The sequence below is a fragment of the Staphylococcus sp. AS1337 genome (assembly GCF_051408735.1).
Taxonomy (GTDB): Bacteria; Bacillota; Bacilli; order Staphylococcales; family Staphylococcaceae; genus Staphylococcus; species Staphylococcus xylosus_B.
Map to the genome: position 1 here is coordinate 1 of NZ_JBOIHZ010000004.1, position 23,308 is coordinate 23,308.

25 protein-coding genes are annotated in these 23,308 nt (G+C 28.8%); 8 read left to right on the plus strand and 17 right to left on the minus strand.

The window, feature by feature from the left end; genetic code table 11:
- A partial coding sequence (locus ACSUE0_RS07330) for an IS3 family transposase (RefSeq protein ID WP_436957057.1) occupies positions 1-72 on the plus strand: 72 nt, incomplete at its 5' end.
- Between the two features lie 581 nt (positions 73-653).
- Here the strand turns inward: ACSUE0_RS07330 and ACSUE0_RS07335 are convergent.
- The 5 genes from ACSUE0_RS07335 to ACSUE0_RS07355 form a co-directional block, all read right to left on the minus strand.
- Positions 654-1,394, minus strand: coding sequence for an SDR family NAD(P)-dependent oxidoreductase (locus ACSUE0_RS07335; protein WP_436956773.1), 741 nt, complete (start codon positions 1,392-1,394; stop codon positions 654-656).
- A gap of 785 nt (positions 1,395-2,179) precedes the next feature.
- The gene (locus tag ACSUE0_RS07340) at positions 2,180-3,253 is read right to left on the minus strand and encodes a YkvI family membrane protein (RefSeq protein WP_436956775.1); all 1,074 of its coding nucleotides are present in this window, start codon (positions 3,251-3,253) and stop codon (positions 2,180-2,182) included.
- 348 nt (positions 3,254-3,601) lie between these two features.
- Positions 3,602-4,981 (minus strand): flavin monoamine oxidase family protein, encoded by a 1,380-nt coding sequence (locus tag ACSUE0_RS07345; RefSeq protein ID WP_436956777.1) that lies wholly within the window; start codon positions 4,979-4,981, stop codon positions 3,602-3,604.
- 16 nt (positions 4,982-4,997) lie between these two features.
- Entirely contained in the window at positions 4,998-5,882 is an 885-nt protein-coding gene (gene dapA / locus ACSUE0_RS07350; RefSeq protein WP_436956779.1) for a 4-hydroxy-tetrahydrodipicolinate synthase, read from the minus strand.
- 26 nt (positions 5,883-5,908) lie between these two features.
- On the minus strand, positions 5,909-7,399 hold the full coding sequence (locus ACSUE0_RS07355) for an aldehyde dehydrogenase family protein (RefSeq protein WP_436956781.1): 1,491 nt from the start codon (positions 7,397-7,399) through the stop codon (positions 5,909-5,911).
- Positions 7,400-7,572: 173 nt separating this feature from the next.
- Between ACSUE0_RS07355 and ACSUE0_RS07360 the strand changes: the two genes are divergently transcribed.
- From ACSUE0_RS07360 to ACSUE0_RS07370, 3 genes are all read left to right on the plus strand, one after another.
- Complete coding sequence (locus ACSUE0_RS07360; protein WP_436956782.1) at positions 7,573-8,433, plus strand: MurR/RpiR family transcriptional regulator; 861 nt, start codon at positions 7,573-7,575, stop codon at positions 8,431-8,433.
- A gap of 111 nt (positions 8,434-8,544) precedes the next feature.
- Positions 8,545-9,297, plus strand: a complete 753-nt coding sequence (locus ACSUE0_RS07365; RefSeq protein ID WP_436956784.1) for a threonine/serine exporter family protein — start codon at positions 8,545-8,547, stop codon at positions 9,295-9,297.
- Positions 9,298-9,309: 12 nt separating this feature from the next.
- The gene (locus tag ACSUE0_RS07370) at positions 9,310-9,768 is read left to right on the plus strand and encodes a threonine/serine exporter family protein (RefSeq protein WP_017722440.1); all 459 of its coding nucleotides are present in this window, start codon (positions 9,310-9,312) and stop codon (positions 9,766-9,768) included.
- Positions 9,769-11,222: 1,454 nt separating this feature from the next.
- Here the strand turns inward: ACSUE0_RS07370 and fosB are convergent.
- A complete protein-coding gene (gene fosB, locus ACSUE0_RS07375) occupies positions 11,223-11,642 on the minus strand; it encodes a FosB/FosD family fosfomycin resistance bacillithiol transferase (protein WP_436956786.1) in 420 nt (139 codons plus the stop codon).
- A 16-nt stretch (positions 11,643-11,658) separates the two neighbouring features.
- The gene (locus ACSUE0_RS07380; RefSeq protein WP_436956788.1) at positions 11,659-12,138 is read right to left on the minus strand and encodes a GNAT family N-acetyltransferase; all 480 of its coding nucleotides are present in this window, start codon (positions 12,136-12,138) and stop codon (positions 11,659-11,661) included.
- A gap of 98 nt (positions 12,139-12,236) precedes the next feature.
- On the opposite strand from ACSUE0_RS07380, the gene ACSUE0_RS07385 reads away from it, so the two are divergent.
- Positions 12,237-12,383, plus strand: a complete 147-nt coding sequence (locus ACSUE0_RS07385) for a hypothetical protein (RefSeq protein ID WP_436956790.1) — start codon at positions 12,237-12,239, stop codon at positions 12,381-12,383.
- Here the strand turns inward: ACSUE0_RS07385 and ACSUE0_RS07390 are convergent.
- Complete coding sequence (locus ACSUE0_RS07390) at positions 12,344-12,688, minus strand: hypothetical protein (RefSeq protein WP_436956792.1); 345 nt, start codon at positions 12,686-12,688, stop codon at positions 12,344-12,346. The genes ACSUE0_RS07385 and ACSUE0_RS07390 overlap by 40 nt on opposite strands.
- A 764-nt stretch (positions 12,689-13,452) precedes the next feature.
- On the opposite strand from ACSUE0_RS07390, the gene ACSUE0_RS07395 reads away from it, so the two are divergent.
- Positions 13,453-13,695, plus strand: a complete 243-nt coding sequence (locus ACSUE0_RS07395) for a hypothetical protein (protein ID WP_119615015.1) — start codon at positions 13,453-13,455, stop codon at positions 13,693-13,695.
- A gap of 12 nt (positions 13,696-13,707) precedes the next feature.
- On the opposite strand, the gene ACSUE0_RS07400 is transcribed toward ACSUE0_RS07395, so the two are convergent.
- From ACSUE0_RS07400 to ACSUE0_RS07415, 4 genes are all read right to left on the minus strand, one after another.
- Positions 13,708-14,085, minus strand: a complete 378-nt coding sequence (locus ACSUE0_RS07400) for a YolD-like family protein (protein WP_436956794.1) — start codon at positions 14,083-14,085, stop codon at positions 13,708-13,710.
- Positions 14,086-14,165: 80 nt separating this feature from the next.
- A complete protein-coding gene (locus tag ACSUE0_RS07405) occupies positions 14,166-14,288 on the minus strand; it encodes a hypothetical protein (protein ID WP_436956796.1) in 123 nt (40 codons plus the stop codon).
- An 890-nt stretch (positions 14,289-15,178) separates the two neighbouring features.
- Positions 15,179-15,385 (minus strand): GlsB/YeaQ/YmgE family stress response membrane protein, encoded by a 207-nt coding sequence (locus ACSUE0_RS07410; protein WP_436956798.1) that lies wholly within the window; start codon positions 15,383-15,385, stop codon positions 15,179-15,181.
- A 213-nt stretch (positions 15,386-15,598) separates the two neighbouring features.
- Positions 15,599-15,769 (minus strand): hypothetical protein, encoded by a 171-nt coding sequence (locus tag ACSUE0_RS07415; protein ID WP_436956800.1) that lies wholly within the window; start codon positions 15,767-15,769, stop codon positions 15,599-15,601.
- 393 nt (positions 15,770-16,162) lie between these two features.
- Between ACSUE0_RS07415 and ACSUE0_RS07420 the strand changes: the two genes are divergently transcribed.
- Complete coding sequence (locus ACSUE0_RS07420; RefSeq protein ID WP_436956802.1) at positions 16,163-17,065, plus strand: ABC transporter substrate-binding protein; 903 nt, start codon at positions 16,163-16,165, stop codon at positions 17,063-17,065.
- A 148-nt stretch (positions 17,066-17,213) separates the two neighbouring features.
- Complete coding sequence (locus ACSUE0_RS07425; RefSeq protein WP_436956804.1) at positions 17,214-17,540, plus strand: hypothetical protein; 327 nt, start codon at positions 17,214-17,216, stop codon at positions 17,538-17,540.
- A gap of 347 nt (positions 17,541-17,887) precedes the next feature.
- Here the strand turns inward: ACSUE0_RS07425 and ACSUE0_RS07430 are convergent, their stop codons facing one another.
- The 5 genes from ACSUE0_RS07430 to ACSUE0_RS07450 form a co-directional block, all read right to left on the minus strand.
- On the minus strand, positions 17,888-18,448 hold the full coding sequence (locus ACSUE0_RS07430; RefSeq protein WP_119615221.1) for a PepSY domain-containing protein: 561 nt from the start codon (positions 18,446-18,448) through the stop codon (positions 17,888-17,890).
- 1,443 nt (positions 18,449-19,891) lie between these two features.
- A complete protein-coding gene (locus ACSUE0_RS07435) occupies positions 19,892-20,803 on the minus strand; it encodes an iron-hydroxamate ABC transporter substrate-binding protein (protein ID WP_436956806.1) in 912 nt (303 codons plus the stop codon).
- 371 nt (positions 20,804-21,174) lie between these two features.
- Entirely contained in the window at positions 21,175-21,384 is a 210-nt protein-coding gene (locus ACSUE0_RS07440) for a hypothetical protein (protein WP_436956808.1), read from the minus strand.
- Between the two features lie 137 nt (positions 21,385-21,521).
- Positions 21,522-21,701 carry a hypothetical protein gene (locus ACSUE0_RS07445; protein ID WP_119615251.1) on the minus strand — a complete coding sequence of 60 codons (180 nt, stop codon included), beginning with the start codon at positions 21,699-21,701 and terminating at the stop codon, positions 21,522-21,524.
- Between the two features lie 1,343 nt (positions 21,702-23,044).
- Positions 23,045-23,287 carry a hypothetical protein gene (locus ACSUE0_RS07450; protein WP_436956810.1) on the minus strand — a complete coding sequence of 81 codons (243 nt, stop codon included), beginning with the start codon at positions 23,285-23,287 and terminating at the stop codon, positions 23,045-23,047.
- Between the last annotated feature and the right edge of the window lie 21 nt (positions 23,288-23,308).

Below are 23,308 nucleotides of genomic sequence, written 5' to 3' on the forward strand. Positions count from 1 at the left end.
TATAATAGTAATCGAATTCAACAAAAACTAGGCTACTTAGCCCCTGTAAAATACAGGGAATTAGCAGCCTAGAACATAGTGTTTTTATTAAATTCCCACTTTAGGGGTTCAGTGCCACATAATTGGGTGGTTTGTTTAATAATGAATATTTATTTTAAAAGCAATTTTATTTGATTTAGATGGAACAGTTTTAGATAGAGAAAGCTCATTAAATAATTTTATCGATGACCAGTATGACAAATTCATTAATTACTTAAAACATATTGAAATGATTACTTTCAAAAATAAATTTATAGAATTAGATAAAAATGGATACGTTTGGAAAGATAAAGTTTATGCACAATTAATAGACTAATTTAATATTAATCACTTAACACCTGATGTTTTTCTTAATGACTATACAACTAACTTCTGGAAAAATTGTTTACCTTATCCCAATTTATATAATCGAAATCACTATAGCCTGTTTTTTGGGGTATAAGACATCAGATATAGATGGTAATTCAAATTTAACTTTACTCTTTTCACTAATATCATAAACGTTATTACCATCTAAATAAGTATAGTTAAATAAAAATATTGTTTTGATACAAAATCATCACTTATGTACTATATGAATTAGTAATTAAAATAATAAAAAATTATTAGTTTAATTAAGCATCCGTACCTAAAGTCATTCCTCCATCTACGACTAGTTCTGTTCCCGTACAATATGAACTTTCATCAGAAGCAAAAAAAGCAATCGCTTTTGCTGTATCTATTGGCTTTCCAATTCTTTGAAGAGGTATGGAATCATAAAAAGAGTTTCCGCCTTTACTTTCCGAAAACATTCCTGTATCGACGCCACCAGGGTGTACCATATTAACGCGTATGCCATAATCGCCTAATTCTATAGCTGCTGCTTTAGACATAGTTGTCACGGCAGCTTTTGTTGAAGCATATAAAGAAGATTTATTAATAGGAGAGAAAGAAGATATAGAAACTATATTTATAATAGAACCTTGTTCTTGATTTTTCATTTGATTAGCTACATTTTTCATTCCTAAAAAAGTGCCTATTTGGTTAACATTTATTAACTTTTCATATTCCTCCAATGTGCTCTCTAAAAAAGACTGACGTTGGTAAACACCAGCATTATTAACTAATATATCTATTTGTCCAAATTCCTCTAAAATAGTATTCACAGCTTTTTTCCAATCTTCTTCCTTAGTTATATCTAACTTAATAGGGATAGATTTATTTGTTAAACTCTGCGAAACACTAATAGCATCTTGGAAATTACGTGACCCTACAGCTATTTTTGCCCCAAGAAAGTCTAGGTGTTCTGTAATTGATTTACCTTGTCCTCTATTAGCGACAGTTATTAGTACTACTTTATTTTTTAAATTGGGCATATAATTCTCTCCTTAATAAATTATCTATTATTATAAATATAGTAAACTCATATTTATTTATTCACATAGCAATAATTATAGAATAATCTTTGATTAACTATGAACAAATATAACTTATTAATGTATTGATAATATCAACAATTAACCCAAAACGTAATATTTCAATAAAATTATTCTGAACATTTAAGATAGCGCTAATTATCGATATATAATTAAAAACTTCTTAACTTTATATTAAGAAGTTTAACCTCGAAAATGTTTGTTAAGTTTACCAAACAAATTATCCAATAGTAACTTTTCAAAATCATCTTTTCTATTTACTTATGTTTTCTACAATATAATTTACAATATCACTCGTTATATTTATAGGATTTATCGTTAATAGTACAACTTTAAATTCTATAAATTTCGGTTGTTCTGTTAGCGTTCTCAAATATTTTATTGAGTCAGAATTCGAAATATTTACTATTAAATCTCTTTTATCAATTTCAATTTGTGTAAGTTTGTTAACTAAATGTGAATTTTCACCTAATTGATTCAGTCACAGGTCGCTTCTATTTGCTATAAATTCAGAATATCCCTTATCAAAGATAAATAATCGGTTAGATTTAACAATTATTTGAGAAAATGTTTGTGCAGGGTTAGCTCTTAATCTAGATACTTGGCAATCGATATCGACTAGAATTAAAACAGTGCTTGTAAACTCTCTAACACTAATAACCTACAATCATATTTTAAAATTGCTATCTGAACTTATTAAAATCAATGTTGATAAATTCTTTTCATTACATCAATCTTGTTTTTGAAAATTTATTATAAACCCATCTTACTAATAAGGTTGCGCTAATAAATAAACCAATATAACCAAATGTTTTGAAAACGAAGTTCACTAAATCAACAAAACCAATAAAACTAAGTAAAAATGAGACGACTAATGAAATACTAAGTAATACAACATACTGTTTACTTTTGGGCTTGGTAAACCTATTTAAAAATGTATATAACATACCAACACAACCGTTAAATATAACACCAATCATAACTGCTGACATAAATACGCTAACTAATGGATGTATATCATTTGCCAATAACAAAGTTGGTATATCAACACTATTTGCTTTTTGTATATTTGCTAATAAACCACTAGTCATAATTAATAATAAAACGCTGAATGATAAACCACCATAAAAAGATCCCCTACGAGCTGCTTTGTGACTAATTGAATCACAACCGATAATGGTTAAAAAACCAAAACTATTACCAATAATCAACCCACCATATACAAGGGCATCCCACCACCAAAAAGAACTAGAAGTTTGCGAAGGTTGAATGTATTTATTTACTTCTGAAAAAGGAATTGTTGGATTAATAATGTTGTATCCTGCGATGATTAACACTGCTATTACAAGAAATGGAGTTACCACGCTTAATACTACCATAATTCCATTAAATTTAAGTTGTAATACGATGAATAGTAAGATAACTATTGCTAACGATCCAGCCCAAATTGGTAGGTCAAATCCTTGATATAAGGCTGAGCCACCACCTGCTATCATAACTACAGTTAGCCCTAACAAGAAAAATATAGTTAGATAATCTAATATACGCCCAATAAATTTTCCAAAAATATTATTTAACGATATTTCATAAGTGTTTGCATCTAAAACATAGCCAATCTTCGAAGTTTGTCGTGTTGCAAAAGTGACAATAATGCCTGTAAGAATTACAGCTATATAAGCATAATTACCATGGTTAACAAAGAATTGAAGCAACTCTTGACCGGTCGTAAAACCGGCGCCTACAATAAAACTTAGATAAGCTAAGGCCACCTTAAAGGCCGCTTTATTATCTTTGCTCATTCCCCATAACATCCCCTTTTTGGATTGTTTGTAAAATAATCTTGTTATCAAATAATAACTGCAATTCAAGTTTTTATTTGATAACAATATTTACTTTCATATTCAAACAGATAATTTTTCAGTATATTTTATCCTACAAATTATAAAAATAATTGAAATCAAGTTGGTGTTTTGCCAACTAATGCTAAAATCAAATTACAATAATAACTAGAAGTAGTTAAATCAAACTTCTTTTGTCCATTTTATAAATCACAAAAATTCTTATAGGATAAAATAAATCAAAATTGGTTGTATTTAGTGTTTCTAACCTACTTTATCTGTAAAGTTATCTCAAACTATAGTAAGCGCTTACAAAATAGATCGAAATTCATTATTTTCTTTAATTTCATTAAATTCTAATAAGCTATTAATATTCTGTGCTGCTGTAAACCCGGTCTGAATTGCAGTCTCAGTGTAGAGCGTTCCTAAATAATCTCCAGCTAAATATAATCTTCCTTCAGGTTTAGTTAAAATAGGTTGAATCTTAGCACGACCTGGGTAGACATATGCTGAACCATATGGAAATTTATTAACATGCCCTTCTACAACATAATTTCTAAATCCTGGGAACATGTCCTCTAAGTCGTTTAAATAAATTTCTAAAATTTCTTCTTCTGATTTATCTATTAACATTTTCCCCCTGTTTGCTGGAGAAAAAGTCATAAAACTACTACCTTGTTCTCTTTTTTTCTCTGAAGCATGATTCACATTAGAATTATGAATCAAAACATCAAATGATTTTTTTGGTGTTGCAAAAGCATATACATCATCCCATACTTGTTTTCCACTTTCATTTGTTAAAAAAGAAGCACTCACATGAGGACCATATTTAATTTTACTTAATGCGTTATCAAGTTCATTACTAAGATTCTTAGTTATTTTTCTAGTTATAGGCGCAGGAGTTGCTAGAACTACATAGCGTGCTGTTTCAGTAATTTCTTTACCATTTTTAATATAACGAACTGTCACAAAATCTTGGTTATGAATTACTTCTAGAACTTCTGTTTCAAGTTCAATTTGATGTTTTAATGTAGATGCTATTGTGTTGGTTAAAGTTGAAGGTCCTCCTATTATATTTTTTGAGAGTCCACCCTCTTTGCTCCAAATCATATCAAAGTAGCCAACACCTGCGCCAGCTGATATTTGTTCTGGGTCGCCTGTAGAGCGACTTACTGTAGGTCGAAAGATAGCATCCGCATCTGTAGGTAATTTACCAGTAAATTCAGAAAAAGTTTTATTATTCATAAAATCTAAAATACGTTGTTGTTGAACACTAGGTTCTTCTAAAGGACGTTTTTTCGCAACTCTACTATACTTCATAACTGCCAACCTAACTTTTGCGCCAGCAGTTAACATTGCAAATCTTGATTTCCAAGACATCGGTGCTCTGAATGGATAAAGTTCTACTCTTCCGCCCAATAATAGCTTTCCATTTAGATGCATAGCAGATAATGTTCCAGGTACAGGCGTAGATTTAACACCTACAGATTTTAATAATTCATCTGTGGCTGATCCTTCTCCGGCATAAACGTGACCGCCCCAGTTCAACCAATAGTTACCTCGTCTTTCTGACATTACACGACCGCCTACACGATTTGATGATTCTAGTAATAATATGTTGTGGTTTTTGAGGCGCCAAGCTGCTGAAAGACCAGCTAGGCCGCCTCCGATAATAATTACGTCTTTCATATTGATCACCTCTAATTTAACTATTATTTATTTCATCCAATACTAATTTCATTTTTTCTTCAAATGCTTGAGTGGCTGGTTTTAATGGTAAACGACATGTTGTTCCAGAAATGCCTAATACTTTTAATCCTGCTTTTACTGTGCCAGGCACTGTTTCTTCTTCTAATAAATTATACAAAGGTAGTAATTTTTTATTTAATTCTATTGCTTCTTGAATGTTATTATCTTGCACAAGCTGGTATAAGCGAGCAATTTTATCTGGAACTAAATTATCTACTAAACCTATAGCACCTTGTGCACCAATTGCTAATGAAGGTAGAAATAAATTTTCAAAACCATTTAATAATGAAAAATCAGGGTCATCTTTAACTAAATCAAGTACTTTGGAAGTGTGCACGCCATCTGCAGTATTTTTAATGCCTACCACTCTATCAATTTTACTAATTTCATGGATAAGCTCTGGTGCAAGTTCAACACCAGTAGCTTCTGGATAATGATAAATAACAATCCCAACACTCGTATTTTCTGCTACTTTTTTATAATGTTCTACAATACCTTCGTCGCTTGTAACCATATAATATGGATTTATAACTAAGGCAGAATCAACACCTACACTTTCTGAAAATTGCGTTAATTCAATTGTGTCTGATGTTCGATGACATCCTGTTCCAGCCATAACTTGTACTCTGCGATTCACTTTTAAAGTTACAAATTCTATAATTTGTTTTCGCTCTTCTGTAGTCATTAATGAATACTCGCCAGTACTCCCCCCGACAAGTACGCCTTGAAGACCCCCAGCAATTACATGTTCAATTAAATTACCAAATGAATCATAATCAATATCTCCGTTTTCTAACATTGGTGTTGGTAACGCTGCAATCATTCCATATGGTTTATACATAATGAATCCTCCATTTATTTTTTTATTTAATCAATATTAATCATTACACTTTTGACTTCTGTATAACTTTGTAATCCATATTCACCACCCATTTCTCTACCAATACCAGACTGTTTATAGCCACCAAAAGGCATTGTCTCTAATTCAAGACCAACTGTGTTAATCCAAACCGTTCCTGCTTTAAGTTTTTTAGAAATATAGTGGCCATTTTTTAGATTCTGTGTCCACACACTTGAAGCTAACCCATATTCACTATCATTTGCTCTATCTATAACTTCATCAATTTCATCAAATACAAATACTGCCATTACAGGGCCAAAGATTTCTTCTCTTGCAATTGTCATATCATCTTCGACATCTGCAAAAATAGTAGGTTCTACATAATAACCTTGTTTGTTTACTTTACTACCGCCGAAAATTAATCTTGCTCCTTCTTCATTGCCTTTATTAATATAATCAATAACTTTATCTTGCTGTCTCTTAGAAATAAGTGGCCCCATATCTGATGAATGTTCCATACTCGGACCTACTTTTACATTTTCAGCTCTTGTTTTTAATCCCTCAATAACCTCATCATATATATCACGGTGTACATAAATTCTTGTACAAGCACTGCAGTTTTGTCCTTGGTTATACATTGTTCCATCAAAAGCACCATCAATAGCTTCATCTAAATCAGCATCTTTTAACAGTATGGCAGGAGATTTCCCACCTAATTCTAATGTAATATTTTTAATTTGATCTGCTGCTCCTTTCATTACATTTTTTCCAACATCTGTTGATCCAGTAAACGCTATCTTATCTACTTTTTCATGATTAACAAGAAATTCGCCAGCAATATGCCCTGGACCTGGTACTATATTAACTACGCCATCTGGAAAACCAGCTTGTTTAAATAAATCAGCCGCATAAAGTAGTGATAATGGAGTTTCTGTTGCTGGTTTAATTACAACGGTACAACCTACTGCTAACGCTGCACCTAATTTCCAAGCAGCCATTAACAATGGAAAATTCCAAGGTATAATTTGACCAACAACCCCTACTGGTTCATGTAAAGTATAGCTAACTAAATCATTTGATATTTGCGTTGTTTTACCAGATATTTTTGTCGCAAAACCAGCATAATATTCAAATTGTTGAATTGTACCATCTATATCGTCTGCTAAAGCTACTTCATAAGGTTTACCACTATCAATGGCTTCTAACTCGGCAAGTTCTTCCCTATTTTCTTTCAATAATCGAGCAAATTCATATATAATATTCGACCTTGTATGCGCTTCCATTTTTGTCCAAGAACCATTATCAAAAGCTGCCCTCGCAGCTTCAACTGCTATATCTATATCTTTTTCACCAGCTTCACATACATTTGCAACAATATCTTCTGTTGAAGGATCGATTACTTCAAAAGTATTGTTATTTACTGATTGAGTGTAATTTCCATTTATATATAATGGAATTTCTTTACTTAAAAAATCTTGTACCTTTGGTTTCAAATCTTTAATATCAAAATTCAACATTTAATTGCCTCCTTAATCTTATTGATTTGAATTTTAACACCAAAAATGAATAAATGTAAACCTTTTAAATTAAAAAGGGAATTTTTTCATTCTCATATTGTTATTTGATTACTGTAATTCTTCTGTTATTATTAATTAAAATAAGAATTATAATCGGGAGGGGAGGATTCTTAATGAAAAGAAAAACATTATCTTTAAAAGAAAAACTTGTAAATAGAAAAAGTACTTTACCTAAAAAACAACAAAAGCTATGTAATTATATACTTAAAAATTTTGAAGATTTAGGCCTTACAACTATTAAGGAACTCTCAAATAAAGCAGATGTGGGTATTTCTACAGTTATGAGAACCATTAATGCTTTGGATTATAAAAACTTTAATGATTTTAGAAAAGATATTTACAATGAAGCTCTACCTATTAATACTAAATTCTCTTTAAAAAATGCTTTTATCCATAGTGAAAACCTGAAGACCAATACTTTGACTAACGTATGGGATAAAAGCGTAGATTTATTAAACCAATCATTGAAAACTGATTTAATTACTAACTTTGATATAGCAGTTCAATATATTGAACAAGCGACAAGTGTAAGTATTCTAGGAACTAGACCTTACAAATCAACTGCTTTATACCTTGAACACTTATTAAATGAATTCTATTTAAATGTCCATCAACTAAGTGGTGATACAGATGCAACACTTGATAAAATAACTAAAATGGCTGCCAGAGATATTCTTATCGTATTTGCGTTTGAACCCTACACATATTCAGTCATTAACGCGGTAAAAGAAACAAAGACTCAAGGGAATGACGTATTGTTAATTACAGATTATGATTCTTCTCCAATTATAGAATATGCTTCAGTAACATTGAAGTTGTCCGTTAGCAAAGATCATTTTTCAATAGTACCAATTATCGCCCTTATAGACGCTTTAGTCTTAGAATTAGGAAAACGTACATCCGAAACTTCGTTAGATAAACTAAGAACATTAGAAGATACATTGATTAGAAATAATGTTACATATCATAAATAATTTCAAAATAAAATTTTGTTGCGTTATTTTTTAGCAATATTTTATTTACTTTCGTTTGAACAAATTAGTATTAAAATAACTTCATTATTATTGATTTGGAGGTACAGAATATTGAATAGTTCTCAAGATAAAATAACTATGAGTGTTATTTTAATTGCCAGTAAAATATTACTATCTTCAGGTGCTGAAATTTCACGTGTAGAAGATACGATGAAACGAATGGCTCTCTGTATGGGCTATAATAATAGTCAAGGATACGTTATAAATAACTTCATAAATTTTTCTCTTAGTGAAAGTCACGATACACGTATTGTTCGAATCAATAAAAACGCAACAAACCTACTTAAAATTTTTCGAGTTAACTCTATTTCACGTCAACTAACCAATAATAGTATTTCAATTCATCAAGCTTATAATCTTTTGACCAATATTGAACATACGACTTTAACCATCGCTTTATGGAAAAAACTTATTGCGGCTGGATTTATTTCACTTAGCTTTTTATATTTACATGGTGGTGATTGGCATAATATTATTCCTACATTTATTGCTGGCTCTGTTGGTTTTTTTATTGTTGAGTGGATGCAAAGCAGGTCACCAACAATGTTTATACCCGAATTGGTTGCTTCTTTTATATTAGGTTTTATCATTTTATTAAGCGCAAAACTATTTAATACAAATGAGACAATTGGCCCAGCAATGATTGCTTCTATTATGCCTATTGTTCCTGGAGTCTTAATTACTACTGCTATACAGGATTTATTCAGCAGACATATGTTAATGTTTACAGCAAAATTTTTAGAAGCTTTGGTAATTGCTTTTGCTATTGGCTCAGGGATTTCAATTGCTTATTTGATTTTTTAGGAGGGCGATATTATGACTTTTATTTACACTTTATTTTTTAGTTTTACAGCTTCTTATTTTTTTGCCTTAATATATGACGCCCCAAAAAAACTATTTTTTGCAGCTGGCTTGGCTGGTGCACTAGGTTATATAGTTAATTTCACATTAAACACATGGTTTCAAATGGATAGCATCTACACCAGTTTATTAGGAAGTTTAACCTTAGGTTTAATCAGCCATATAATGAGTAGATTACTCAAATCTCCTGTTGTTGTTTTTATGATTCCAGGTATTATTCCTTTAGTCCCAGGAAGCTTGGCTTTTAGAGCTATGCAGCAACTTGTAACACTAAATTTCACTGATGCAAGCAATACATTTATTAGAACTATACTTATTGCTGGTTCTATTGCTCTAGGTTTAATAATTTCTGATCAATTATCTAAAACTTTGAATATAAGAAAGTATTTGAAAATAAAACAAAATCAATTATAGTAAACTAAAAATATCAAAATTTTTATATAATCGATGATTAACAACAGTTATATTAAAAGCGTCCTGTACATAAATATCTCTAACTAAAAAATAAACATCGATTTCTATTGAAATTATATAGAAATTGGTGTTTATTTTTTAGCTAGAGATATTTAAGTCCTAGCTCCTCCCCTGTATGAAGAAGTCAGGAGTATATTTCTACTGTATATGTAAGTTTCAAATGGTATAAAAATACTGTCATTAAGCCTTTTTAATCCTTACTCTTTTAATAAGCGTTACACAATTGAAGCGCAAATAGTTACAATTTAGGGTAACACAATTTTTTTCGCACACAAAATACTTATTTTTTATTTATAACTTATCAGTAATAATATAAACAGTAAAATTATACTCAATGACGGCAAGCCAAAAATATTGTTAAAAATTACAGCTATTATAATAATAGTTATTACTACATTTAATTTATTAATCAAAACAGCTTGCTTCTGCTCCTATTGCAGAACCAACGCCTACTCCAACTGTGTAGCAGTGATAGCTCTATAACCAACACCAGTAGCTGTACCGCCTCAAGCACCTCCAATAAGGTCACCGCCAGTGCCTAAAATACATTTCCCTACTCCACCTTCTATGTTTTCGATTGAAGTTAGTAATTCTCATTTATTTGTTTTTTCATTAATAATTTTAGCTTTGCCGTTACTATCAATATATATTTTTGCATTATTGTTCATAACAACTTTAAATTGACCTTCATTTTTTTATTTTAACTTGTGCATCTGGATTTATTACTTTCATATTATCATCTCATGAATTCAACAGAAAATTCGTTATTATAAATGAACAAAAAAATACCCCCTCTATTATTAAAATAAGTTATTTTTATTATTTCTTAAAATATACTTCACTTACACTAATATTACTTAGCACTTTATTCATGAATCCTAATGTTATTTCAAATTTAGAAAACAAATTTGATAAATTATATTTCAGTAGTTTTTCAAACTTTTTCGAATCCATAATTGAAATGATAAAGACCACTGTACTAAATTCAACCAGCTTAATTTTCCTAGTGTAATTTCATTTATTTTAATATTAAGGTTTTTAGCAATACTATTTATTTATGTAATACTATTTAACGATTTAAGAAAAATGTTATTTTACATACTATTTCTTCGCTCTATAAAAATAAAATAAGTCAAACCCTTTCCTATCTCACTCTAGCTTTTCTTATTATTATTTTGACTTTTTTCACTCACTTTTATTATTTTCAAAAAATTGTAACGGATTTTTTAAATCCTATTATTCTTTGGTTACAATCTTAAGTATGTTTTCATCTTTAAAATTTCAACTCACTTCTTATTAGTATAGTAGTGGGTTTTTCATTATTTCAGTTAACTTAATTTAACTTAGCAGAGCTTCTTTAATTATGAAGATAGTGATTTAATTTAAGTACCTACTTATATATAAAATTTCATATGTGGCTTTTCTTCTTTATAATAGTTTAATCTATCTTGTAATGTACAAGTATGTAATTCTAACTTGTGGCCATCTGGATCAGTGAAGTATATTGATTGTTTATCTCTTATATCTCTATTACGTCCTTCTAATATATTAACATTGTTATCTTTTAACCACTGATACCATTCTTCAAATTCACTTTCATCAATTGTAAACGCCATATGCGTATATGAGTATTGAATTTCATTTCTAGGTATGTCTTTTTCTTCATTAAGCGCTATCCACAGACCACCTAATGTAAAATAAACCGTCTTGTCACTCTCTACTAAAATTTCAGCTTTTAATATATCTTTATAGAAAGCAATAGATGTCTTAATATCTGATACTGAATAAGTAACGTGGTTTATAGATTGAATCAATTTTAAAAATCCTTTCCTATTTATATAATTTCAATTTTTTCTCCATACGATAATTTGTAGTTTCAAATCCCATTTTATTATATAAAGATACAGCTCGCTTATTGTGTCCAAATACATGCAAACCAATAGTTTCTACATCTTTATCCTTGCAATATTCTTCTATACGTTTCATTGTTTTTGTACCTAAACCTTGTCCTCTAAATGTATTTTTAATGTGAATATCATATATAAAACATTTATTTTCTTCTTTAACATCAAATATATGTAACCATAGGTAACCTATATCTTCATTATTATATACCACAGATAGTAAATATTGATTACTTGTATTTAAAACTTCTGGCAGTAACTTTTCAAATTCTGCACGCGCTCTTTCAATTGAATTTTCTTCCTTCCAATCGCCGCTTTTAACGTTCTCTGCTGCATATTCAATTATACTTTCCTCATAAAAGGCTTTGAAAGTTTGTTGGTTCATATTTTCTAAGTAAACACTCATATTTTATTCCTTCTTATTTCAAAAATTTTCTTAATTTATGATATCATTATTTCAATTGATGGAATATTCAAATAATAATTATTAAGGAGTTTTATATTATGATAGAAGCAATTTTATTTGATTTAGATGGAACGCTATTAGACAAACAATCTTCATTGATAAAGTTTATTGAGTACCAATATAGTAAATTTATTGATCAATTAAATCATATTGGTATCAATGCTTTTACAGTAGCTTTATCATAATTCATATAGTTATTACAATCCTCACACAACAGTCGCTTTTCTGTGCTTCCTAGCACCATCAGCACGGTTAGAATACTTAAATTCATATAAAAATCAATCGTCTCATATGCTTTTATACGTCCGTTAGAACGCATATAGTCCATCACTTCTTTTTGCTCCTGCTTTGTATATCCACTAACAATTTGTTTCAATAAATTCAGTCGCTTAAGACTATTCTTTTTAAAACGATCTAAATCATCTTGTTTTTGTATAATCCAAATAACTAATTTTTCTAAAGGGTATGTGACCGATATAACATCACTCATTTCATCACACACAGTATGACTAACATTTAAATAATAATTTTCGTTTATCTGTTCTTGAAGGGAGTATACCTTTTTATTAATAACACCCTAGTACACAAAAAGAAATAATAAAATATTTGTAAGGATGATAAATAATGAAAGTTAATGATTGGAATATTATTAATAATAGTAGATATGATTTTAATTTATATTTATCTACCAATGAGATATCATTAGTAAAATTATTAAATAATCAAAAATTCTCAATACTGGGAACATTATATTTAGATAGACAAGAAGTTCATAGCTACATACATGATTTAAACTTATCAGCTAAATTTTGATTTGAAAATACTCACTTTATCAAGCATTATTTAATAATCACACTGCCTATTTTAGGTGGTGTCTTTTTTATACAATGGGGCAAAACTGGGACAATATTGGGAAAACAAAATAAAAAGACTATGACCATTTAAGTCATAGGCTTTCCATATATGGAGACGACGGGAAAATTTTAACTTTCTAATTCATATTAAAACGGCTTAAATACGCTAAATAACAACATTTTGTTTCTAACTAAAATTAAAGAAATATAACTAAAAATGACACGTATTTGATACATAAAATACCCACCTATTCATTTAGGTGGCTTTTATAAATAGAATGCTCTAAAATTAAAAACACATTATATATATATATCACACTTTTTATTATATATTCAAAACCATTTTGTTTATAATGAATTATTTAAATATATACTATAAACATAAAAGGAGTGATTTTTCGTGAAATATAAATATTCAAGTAATAAAGGATTGAAATACCCTAAAATAAAAAAATGTTTTGACGCTCTAGTGGTAATCGGATTATTGTTACTTTTAATCAAGTTTGGCTTGTTTGTTTATGTCAAAACAAGCGGTAATGATATTGGATTTCTTAATAATGATATCCTCTATTCTATTCTTCCATTACTCATTATGATTATAGGAGTTGCAGGCTCGGAAGTTTTAAACAGAAAATCTAAATAACGAAATACCCACCTATTCATTCAGGTGGGCTTTTGCATATTTGTATAGCTTTTCTGTTGTCTTTAATGTTAAATTGTCTATACCACGATTCCCATTTCTTAATGTAGAAATCACAGTTTGACTAACACCAGATTCTTCATATAAATGTAGTGTTTGTGTGTGAACATCTACTTTGTCAATGTAACCTTCTTTAGTTTTAATATATCCTTCTACAAAATAACGTATTTCAATAGTTGGGTCGTGATACATTTTGAATATTAACTTATCTTTTAAATCATTCAATTGGTGATTACTTAATGACGGTCTATCAATCTTATTTTGGTCTTGTATGTATTGTTCTAGTTGTTCGTATTGTTCGGGTAGTGACATAAAGGCTTGCCACTTAACCATTAATCAAACAAAAAAAGTACCCCTCTATATAAGAAAGTACTCACATAATCTATAATTTGTTTTTAACTATAAATATACAATTAATAACCTAGTGCTTTCAAAAATTCATTAAGTGTATCTAAAGCCATAGAGCCAATCCAACTTAATATTTTCATGGCATTATCAAGTATGTATGGTATTGTGTTAAAACCTTGTTCAAACATAGTATAACCTCCATATTTAATATAATAATTATAACATTTTTATTATAGTTTACTTTTATATAGAAGTCTCCTTGTTTCTTAAGTTAATTTTTATGCATTCATATATTTTTATTAATGCAAATAATAACCACCCAGTGACATGCTTGGGTGAATTTATATATAAAGGTAATGTAAATATGAAAAAATGCATGTAAGCATACTCTACCTCGCTTAAATTATAATTAAACACAAAAAAGACAGTCGATTTAACGGCTGCCCAAAATATTAAGGAAGTTCCCCCATCCAGGAAACAATGAAATTGTATCATATAAATTTAAAACAACCATCCAATGAAATGTGTAGTAGTTAGATAGGTAATAATAGTTATTTCTTATTTGCACATGTATATTTAGTTCAACACAAAAGTAAATACAACACTTGAAAATGAAAAATGCCCCCTCTTAATATAATAAGGGGAACATTTCTTTTATAGTAAAAACGCACGTTTGATAAACTTATCAAACTTGTTGGTTAAACAGTAGATACTTATTCGCTTTCTAAAGCGAATTTAAAAATAGCTAACTAAAGGATTAGTAGATGGTAGAAATAGGTAAGTGCCTATCTCTTATTCAACAGTAACACTTGCACTTACTTTTTACAACGAATTGTAATAAAGGATTTAAAATATCGTCCATTTGCATGACGATTTTTGTATTCATCAAAATAACCACCCCTAAAGGTGGCTTTAGAGAGTTTGTCTGGATGCACACCCTAGGGTATGTATTAGACCCACTCTATCTAGCAACACCCTAAGGTGCGCTAGATAATAGTACAACATTGAATATTGATTGTAAACTATAATTTAAATTAAAAAATAGGGAAAGCACATAAGTGCCTACCTCACAAACATTTTATTTTCGAATAGCTTTCATTACAATTGAAACAATTAAAATTAAAACAATTGCCCCAATTAACGCAGGCAGAATTGGTACACCACCTAAAACTGGTCCCCATGTACCTAATAGTTTACTACCAATTGCAGAACCAATTAAACCGGCAATAATATTTCGAGATAAATAATAAAATCTAAAACAACTGAATTTATTATTAAAAAACACCCGCCATTTGGCAGATGTTTTTATGTTGATTTTTTATTAAAGATACAAAACATTACTACTGGATATAAGATTGGAACTAACCACAACCAGCTATTATCAATAAATATGGACGGTATTTTAACTATTTTTAATACAAGAATAAATGCAATTATAGTACTAAGTATAATGAAACTATTAATAAGTGTCGGGTGCCTCTTAAACCATCTTCCTTCACTACTTATCTATATTTTTACCTGTAAGTTTCGCTATACCGTTTAGCAGTATAAAAATCAAAAGCAAATTCCCCATAAAATCAATACAAGCTATCATTAAAGAGTCTTCTAGGGTAAGTGATTTATCTTTATATATAGAAGAAAAGGCTTTAATACCGCCAAAAACCGTCATTAGTATCGCTACAAAAACACCTGAGATTGAGATATATTACGATAGTATATCATTGTATTTTTTCTGTGCTTTCACTTACCTTTTTGGCTTTTTCAGTATATGCAACCTTAATCATTTGAAACAAACCCCTATCACTTATGAACATTCTATGTAAAATTATCACAAATCACAATTTTTATTTCACAAAATATTCGTAAACATTTTCTATTCTAACATTCGCTTTGTACTACATCGAGACATGAATATGCGTATAGTTGTTCGTTTAATGTTCCAAATAAATTTTTCTAACCTATGTAAAAAATCCACCTATTCATTTTGGTGCTTTCTCTTTCGCTATTGATAATTAATATCAATTAGTTCATAATTAGTTAAAAATTAAAAGGAATGATTTTATTGAAGAAAAACATCGTATTATTTATAGCTTTATTACTGGTACTCACTGGATGTGGCCAAGACAAGTCATCATATTCTAAAGAAACAAAAACATTTGAAACAAAATCAGGGGATAAAATTAAGATCCCCAAAAATCCAAAACGTATTGTCGTATTAACCTCAAATGGTGGAAACTTCAAAGACTTAGGTGTAACACCTGTTGGTATCGATGCCGACTTTCCAAAATCAAAGTATGTAAATGAAAAAGGCTCTAAACGTGTTGGTTCAGAAGATTTAGAAAGCGTAGCAAAATTAAAACCCGATTTAATTTTAACTTACGATGTTAACACCAAAATCAAAAAGTATAAAAAAATAGCTCCGACAATTCCTATAAAATACACAGATTACTCATATAAAGAAATGCATTTAGCAATTGGTGAAATTTTAGGCGAAGAACAAAAAGCAAAAGATCAAATTAAAGATTTAGAAAATCAATTACATCATGATGGACAAGCTATCGAACAAAAAATTGGTAACAATAAAACATTTACAGTTATGGAAATACAACCAAAACAACTGTCAATTTTCGGAGAAAACTTTGGTAGAGGAACACCAATCATTTATCAAGAATATAAATTCTCTTTTCCTAAAGGTGCAAAAGATGGCTTAGCAAAAAATGGCTTTAAAAAGATTCCGTATGAAAAATACAATAAATACGCCGCGGATTACGTCCTAATTCCAACTGATTCAGGTAAAGTCGAAACCAATGAATTCACAAAATCTGAATTATGGAAGAACCAAAAAGCTTATAAAAACAGACACGTTTATTACTATTCAAAAGATAATGCAACATATTCGAATCCATCCTCATTAGAAAAGTTATCAAATCATTTCAAAACTATTTTAACAAAGAAGTCCACCTAATAGAGGTTGGCTTTTGCATATTTAGATAATTTAAACATAAAGACATTAAATTTGCTAAAGTGTAATAATACACTTATAACTTTGATAATAGCATAATGTGCGCTTCTATTTAATTCAAGCGTATAAATATTATTAAGTGGTGGTTTATATGATAGAAGAAAAATTATCTGAAAAAGAAATGTTAGAGGATTTAGATAATTTATTAGAAATAGTAGAAGCATCTATGAAAGAAAAGAGTTATAAAAAAGCTTTAATTGTTAAAAACGAGTTAAATCTAAGATTTAAGTATATTCAAAAATTAAACTTTGAATATATTGGCAATCACTCCTTTCATAATTACTGCAATACAATTATACGCTGTGTTTGTAAATCTAGTGGAAAATGGTACGAACACACTAAAGACCCATACACTCATTATATATATAAATTAGATGAAACTAGAATAGAACTCACTTATTACCTTGCTTTTTCATAAAAACAACTTCCCAATATGTGGCTAGATGCGATCAACCATAAGTAGATTTAAAAATTAAAAATACAATATACATTGGAAACTCTATTATAAAAGTACTCACTTAAAATATTCATGTACACAAATATTCAGAATTTCACATTTATTTATAATGTTTAAAAAAATAGACACCTCGAAAAGAGTATAACCAACCATCTCTTAAATTAGTTGAATACTTAAATTAAATCAAACAGTAAATATATTTTTTATTTACACATGCATCATCTACCACATTCACATTTAATTGTGTGCACACTATTTTAGTATCTGTTTATTGAATCCCCATCTATTAATTTAGGTAGGGGATTATTTTAATTATCTTCTTCGTTATTTAATACTTTTCCACTTTTAGCATCAACTGTTATTTCATGTTTAGTTTTATCTTTTTGTAAATCCATGTCATATACTAACTTGCCGTCATCTTCAGATAGTGACCATTCTTTAATATCTCCATCAAATTCTTTTTGTCCTTTTTTAATTGCCTCTTTATAACTGATAGCATCATTATATTTAAATTCATCGTTTTTATTAACTGAATCTTCTTTTTCAGTTTCTTTATTTAAAACTTTTTTATTTTTATCTGAAATAATTACTTCAGATTCTTCCCCTGATTTTTGTTGCTCAATTTTATAAGACCATTCTCCATTACTTTTTTCATAAGAAATACCTTTTAAATTTTGACCGCTATATACATCTTGAGCTTTCTTCATTGCATCCTCTGGACTTGTTTTTATCTTATTTAATGCAATAACATTATTATTACCTTCCTTATTTGAACCACCTGATTTAGTATCACTTTCTGATGATCCATTTCCACATGCAGTTAACAATAATGCTGATAAAGTTAGAGTTGCTAGGCTTTTTATTTTCATTAATATTACCTCCTAAAATGATTACAATTATAGATTCCCATTAAAACACACAGCAAAACAATTTTAAGTTATCCTATAATATATTTCAAAATATCTTTAGTTAATACTGTCTTTTCATTTATATTCAAAATAAGAGAAACAATATATTATAATATATATAACACTATTTAATAGTAGATAATACTTTTGGAGTTGCTAAAAGAATTAAGAGAAAAAATAAGTTAATCATTTCCAACTTGGCAGTTACTTTAAACAAGATATATAACACTGAAATTAGATTTTGCCAAATTTGGAATTGAGAAAATGCATACGGTTCAATTATAGAAAGAATACAGAAATTTTAGGAGATTATTTTAACGTTTCTAAAAATGATTTTTTTAATTAAACAAAAAAGATAGTATTTTTTTAGGCTGCCTAACATATTATTTTATTGGTTTGTAAAATTAATGTTTCTTGTCAAAACATTGTAAAAGGCATTTTTTCAGCAGCTAGTTTTGCAGATAAAAAAAACACCTACCAACTGGTGGGTGAAATACCAATTGATGATACTATCCCTGCAATCTTTGTCATAATTCTTCACCTCTTATTATAATTAAATATATAATATACAAAACATACTAAAAAGGAAATAGGCAGAACGTAAATGCGAACATAAATATCACCTATTATAAATAGTTAAGCAACTTAAATAATAGGAGATCTATGATACGGGATCGGAGTCTCTAAGGAAGTTTATTCCCTGTAAGAATTCTTTCAAACATGAAAAATAACCACCCCAAAGAGTAGCTGAAAGGTCTTACGATTTAAGAGAACAAACGATTAGAGTCGGTGCAGATTATTCATGAGCATAATTAAAAAGGATGCCAACGAAGTGCCACCAAATAATCATAAAATTCTATTTCGTTGAAAGTTATCAGTATCAAGTAACTTTTTAAAATAAAACACCCATCAAATTGATGGGTGCATACAAATCATTATATAGGAGTAGTCAGAGCAAATGCCCAAACAGTAACTGAAAGCCCAGAGTATCAATTTAATAAAGACTATCTAAACTGCAATGCATTTAGATAGTGATTAAATGATAACAATTCTCAATAGAAATTGCAATAGATAAATAAAAACAACCACCCAGTTGGAAGCTGGATGGTATCAATCATTAGCATATTTGAACGAAAAAATATAATTTACTTTGGAGATTCTATTAATTATCCACTTAAAATATCTATAAACACAAATAGTTAAAGTATTCATATATTTTAATACAAAAAACCACCCACTAGCATGGCTGAAAAATAATTGAAAATTTAATTGGAAAATAATAAGAAATTATCTACATAAAAGTAATACAAAAAAGACACCTTGTAAAGAGGAGTCTTGATCGAATTATTATGAATATAGCATTATTGAGGGAAGTGAGAATTGTAATATTCATTAGGTTACAAGTTATTCACTCAATATTTGTTTTTTCAATTTCAGTCTTAACTTTTCTAGTGTTAATGGGTCTGTAAACCAATAATCTTCTGCCTTATATGAAATTACTCTATCATTTTGTACGGCATCCAAGTTATTCCATGTAGCTGATTCTTCAAAGTCAAACTTACCGTTAGATGGTTTACTTAACAGAATATAATCTCCCGCATATTCCTCTACTTCTTCTTTGGAAATTGAGGAATATCCTTTATTATCTTCATTTAGTTTTTCTTTATATTTTTTAGTCATAGGCATGCCAAACGCGTCATGCACAATATCTAACCCTCGCCCCCATGTACTGTTATATATATAAATATCTTTACCGTCTGGCTCAAATACTGATGCGGTTGAATTACCGACTTTACTTTGTATTTCTTTTTTATCTTTTGCAGTTTCTCTGTTCCATTTTTCAATCCAACTATTTGCCTTGTTTTCTTTATTTATTAACTTACCAATTTCCTTTAAAATTTCTTTATGATCATATTTTGTATATGTATAAGGGACAGTTGGTGCAATTTTTTGATACTTTTTAATATTTTTATCCATTGAATCAACTATAATCAAATCTGGTTTTACTTTAGCAACCTGTTCAATATTTCCTTCTCCTACTAATTTAGTATCTTTTAAGTAAGGCTTTAATATTGAAGAATCTTTAATTATATCAGATACAGCTACTGGTTTAATTCCTAATTCTATAAAATCACCAACATAAAATGCTGTTAAAACAGCAACTTTCTTAGGATTTTTAGGTACTTTTATAGTTTTACCATTTTCTAGCTTATAGTCTTTTGTCTCTTTCGAAGCATTCTGTGATTTGTCAGTGTTGCTCGAACAAGCACTTAAAATAATAAAACAACATAATGCCATAATTAGAATTTTTCTCAATTTATCATCCCTATTCTCTAATTGATAATATATATCAATTATAAATAAAAGTGAATTTTTATCAACCTATACTTTAAATTTCATAAAAAATAGTGTAAATACAAAAGTGCCTGTCTAAAACTTATTTTGCCAATTTATCCAACAAGCGATTATACATCTGCTTAGTCCCTCAGTTCCATAACACCAAATATACTTCCAACTTTCTCAAAACTAACACATCACTAAGTAATAAAAAATTATATTCCGTTTCAGTTGCTACTCTACTAATAAGAGCCTCTAACTCGTTAAAGAACATGACATCTTCAATATTACTATTATCTATTGTCCTGTGATAGTTTAATATAAAATCTTTTCCAGTACCTTTTCCTACTTCATATATATTCTACTGCCTTTGCCACACGCTTCAATATTAATTCTCTAGCATGTCCTAGTGTTAATTCATTTACACCTATAACATCAGCTATGACTTCATCTGTATACTTCTTGTTATCCCAGCACGACAATTTGGTTGACCATTGCAGTTTTATACCACAGATGTTAAATACCTTTGCAATACTTTTTACAGTCGATTCTAAGTTCATATATTGGAGTTCGACTAATTATGAATTCGCTCTTATAAGAATCTACCATACTATATCGTAATTGCACATATACTATTCTAAAATTGAATAATCTATACTTCCATTTAACTAACTCTTCAATTTTTTGCTTTAACGACTCATTTGTTTCTAAACAAAGAAGAATTAAGAAAGAATCTTCCCTTTTTAAGCTCTTTAAACTGTAATTTGCGAAGTTCTTTTTCTAAATATCTTAGTTGAATTTCGCTCAATATTTCATGACTTGTTCTTACTTCTCCACGTCCCATAGATTTATATTCTCGATTTTCTCCATAGTTCATATTCTCACCTCCTAATGCATCAAAATATATATTTGCTATTCACTACCGTTTATTTCTCACCTTATTTTCAACATCCCATAAGTGTCTAATTACAACATTTTGCACCATGGATTTAGGATCAATAGCTCTTCCAATAGGATTAACATTAAATGCACTAATCTGTTATTGAATAAACTTTTACGCGCAGTAGTTAAATCCCCTCTATGATTTTCTATATTAGAATTTACATATGACTCTTGGTTCTCTCTACATTCATATTTTATTGTATTAATTTCTTTAGATTTAACACACTATAATACTGAGAAAATAGATAATGTACTTAATAACCCTAAAGAGAGACTTATGTATTTCACCAAAATCTCACTTTTTATCATAATATTTTCCACTATATATTTTTTCTTTCATCTTATTCAAATAAAGATTGTTATTATATAGAAAATTATAACAATAGTGGTAAAAGACTTTATATTTGCACAATAGATTCTCCCCAAAGTGATATAAGAATCATAAAAAATTCAGAAGATATTAGTAATATAAAATTCAGAAGATATTAGTAATATAAAATTCAGAAGATATTAGTAATATAAAATTCAGAAGATATTAGTAATACAAAATTCAGAAGATATTAGTAATACAAAATTAGAATATTACTTTAATAGTAATATTCAACATTTCGACGTTTCTAATGTATTTACATATAAATCTCACAAAACAACAATGCTTACTTTTTTTCTAAGTAACTTCCTATTAAATTTTTAAGCATGCTTTTAATAGGAGCAATCCTACTCTTCAATTTATTTATTAATTTTGAGTCTCAAATATCAATTATAATTTCTTTAATGTTATCTATCGCTATATTAATATATTTATTTAATGCTTTGAAAATGAATTGGTCAAAGTTGAATAAATATATTAATAGCCGAAAAGAATAATCTGTTAAAAGCACAATCTAAATAGCGATTGTGTTTTTTATATGGGGTAATACTGGGGGAACAAAAACAAAAAAGGCTCAACCACTATGGTTAAGCCTTGTAAAATGGAGACGGCGGGAGTTCATTATACCATTTATGTATACATTTAAAAGTCGCTATAAATATTGTCATATCAATGATTACGTTACATTATTCATTCAGTGTAAAATGTTAAAATTGCAAAAACAAGATGAATTTGTGCACTCTTTATTTTTAAAATGTTTTTTATACTTCAATACACTATTTTAACTGATTAATTTCACTCTAACATCAAAATTGATACAGCATATAGTTAACTTTCATCAAACAAGTTATTAAATTGTTCTTTTAAATCTTTTCTGCTTTTATATTGCATATTATCATACGAATTATTTATTTTTTCATTTCTTCCATTATATTATGTTTTGTTTCATCAAAAATGTTTTGATTATGCTTATAAAAATTATCAATATTTCCATATTTATAATCAGGTTCAACACCATCAATTATGGGGATACAAATTTTGTCGATTTTATTTGAACTGAAATCTCCCCATTTAGGTAGTGGAAAATTTAATTTTTCTCCATTATCTAAAAATTTGTTACACATTTCTTCACGCAATGTATAGTTAAACAAAAAGACCAAGAAGAAGCAAAC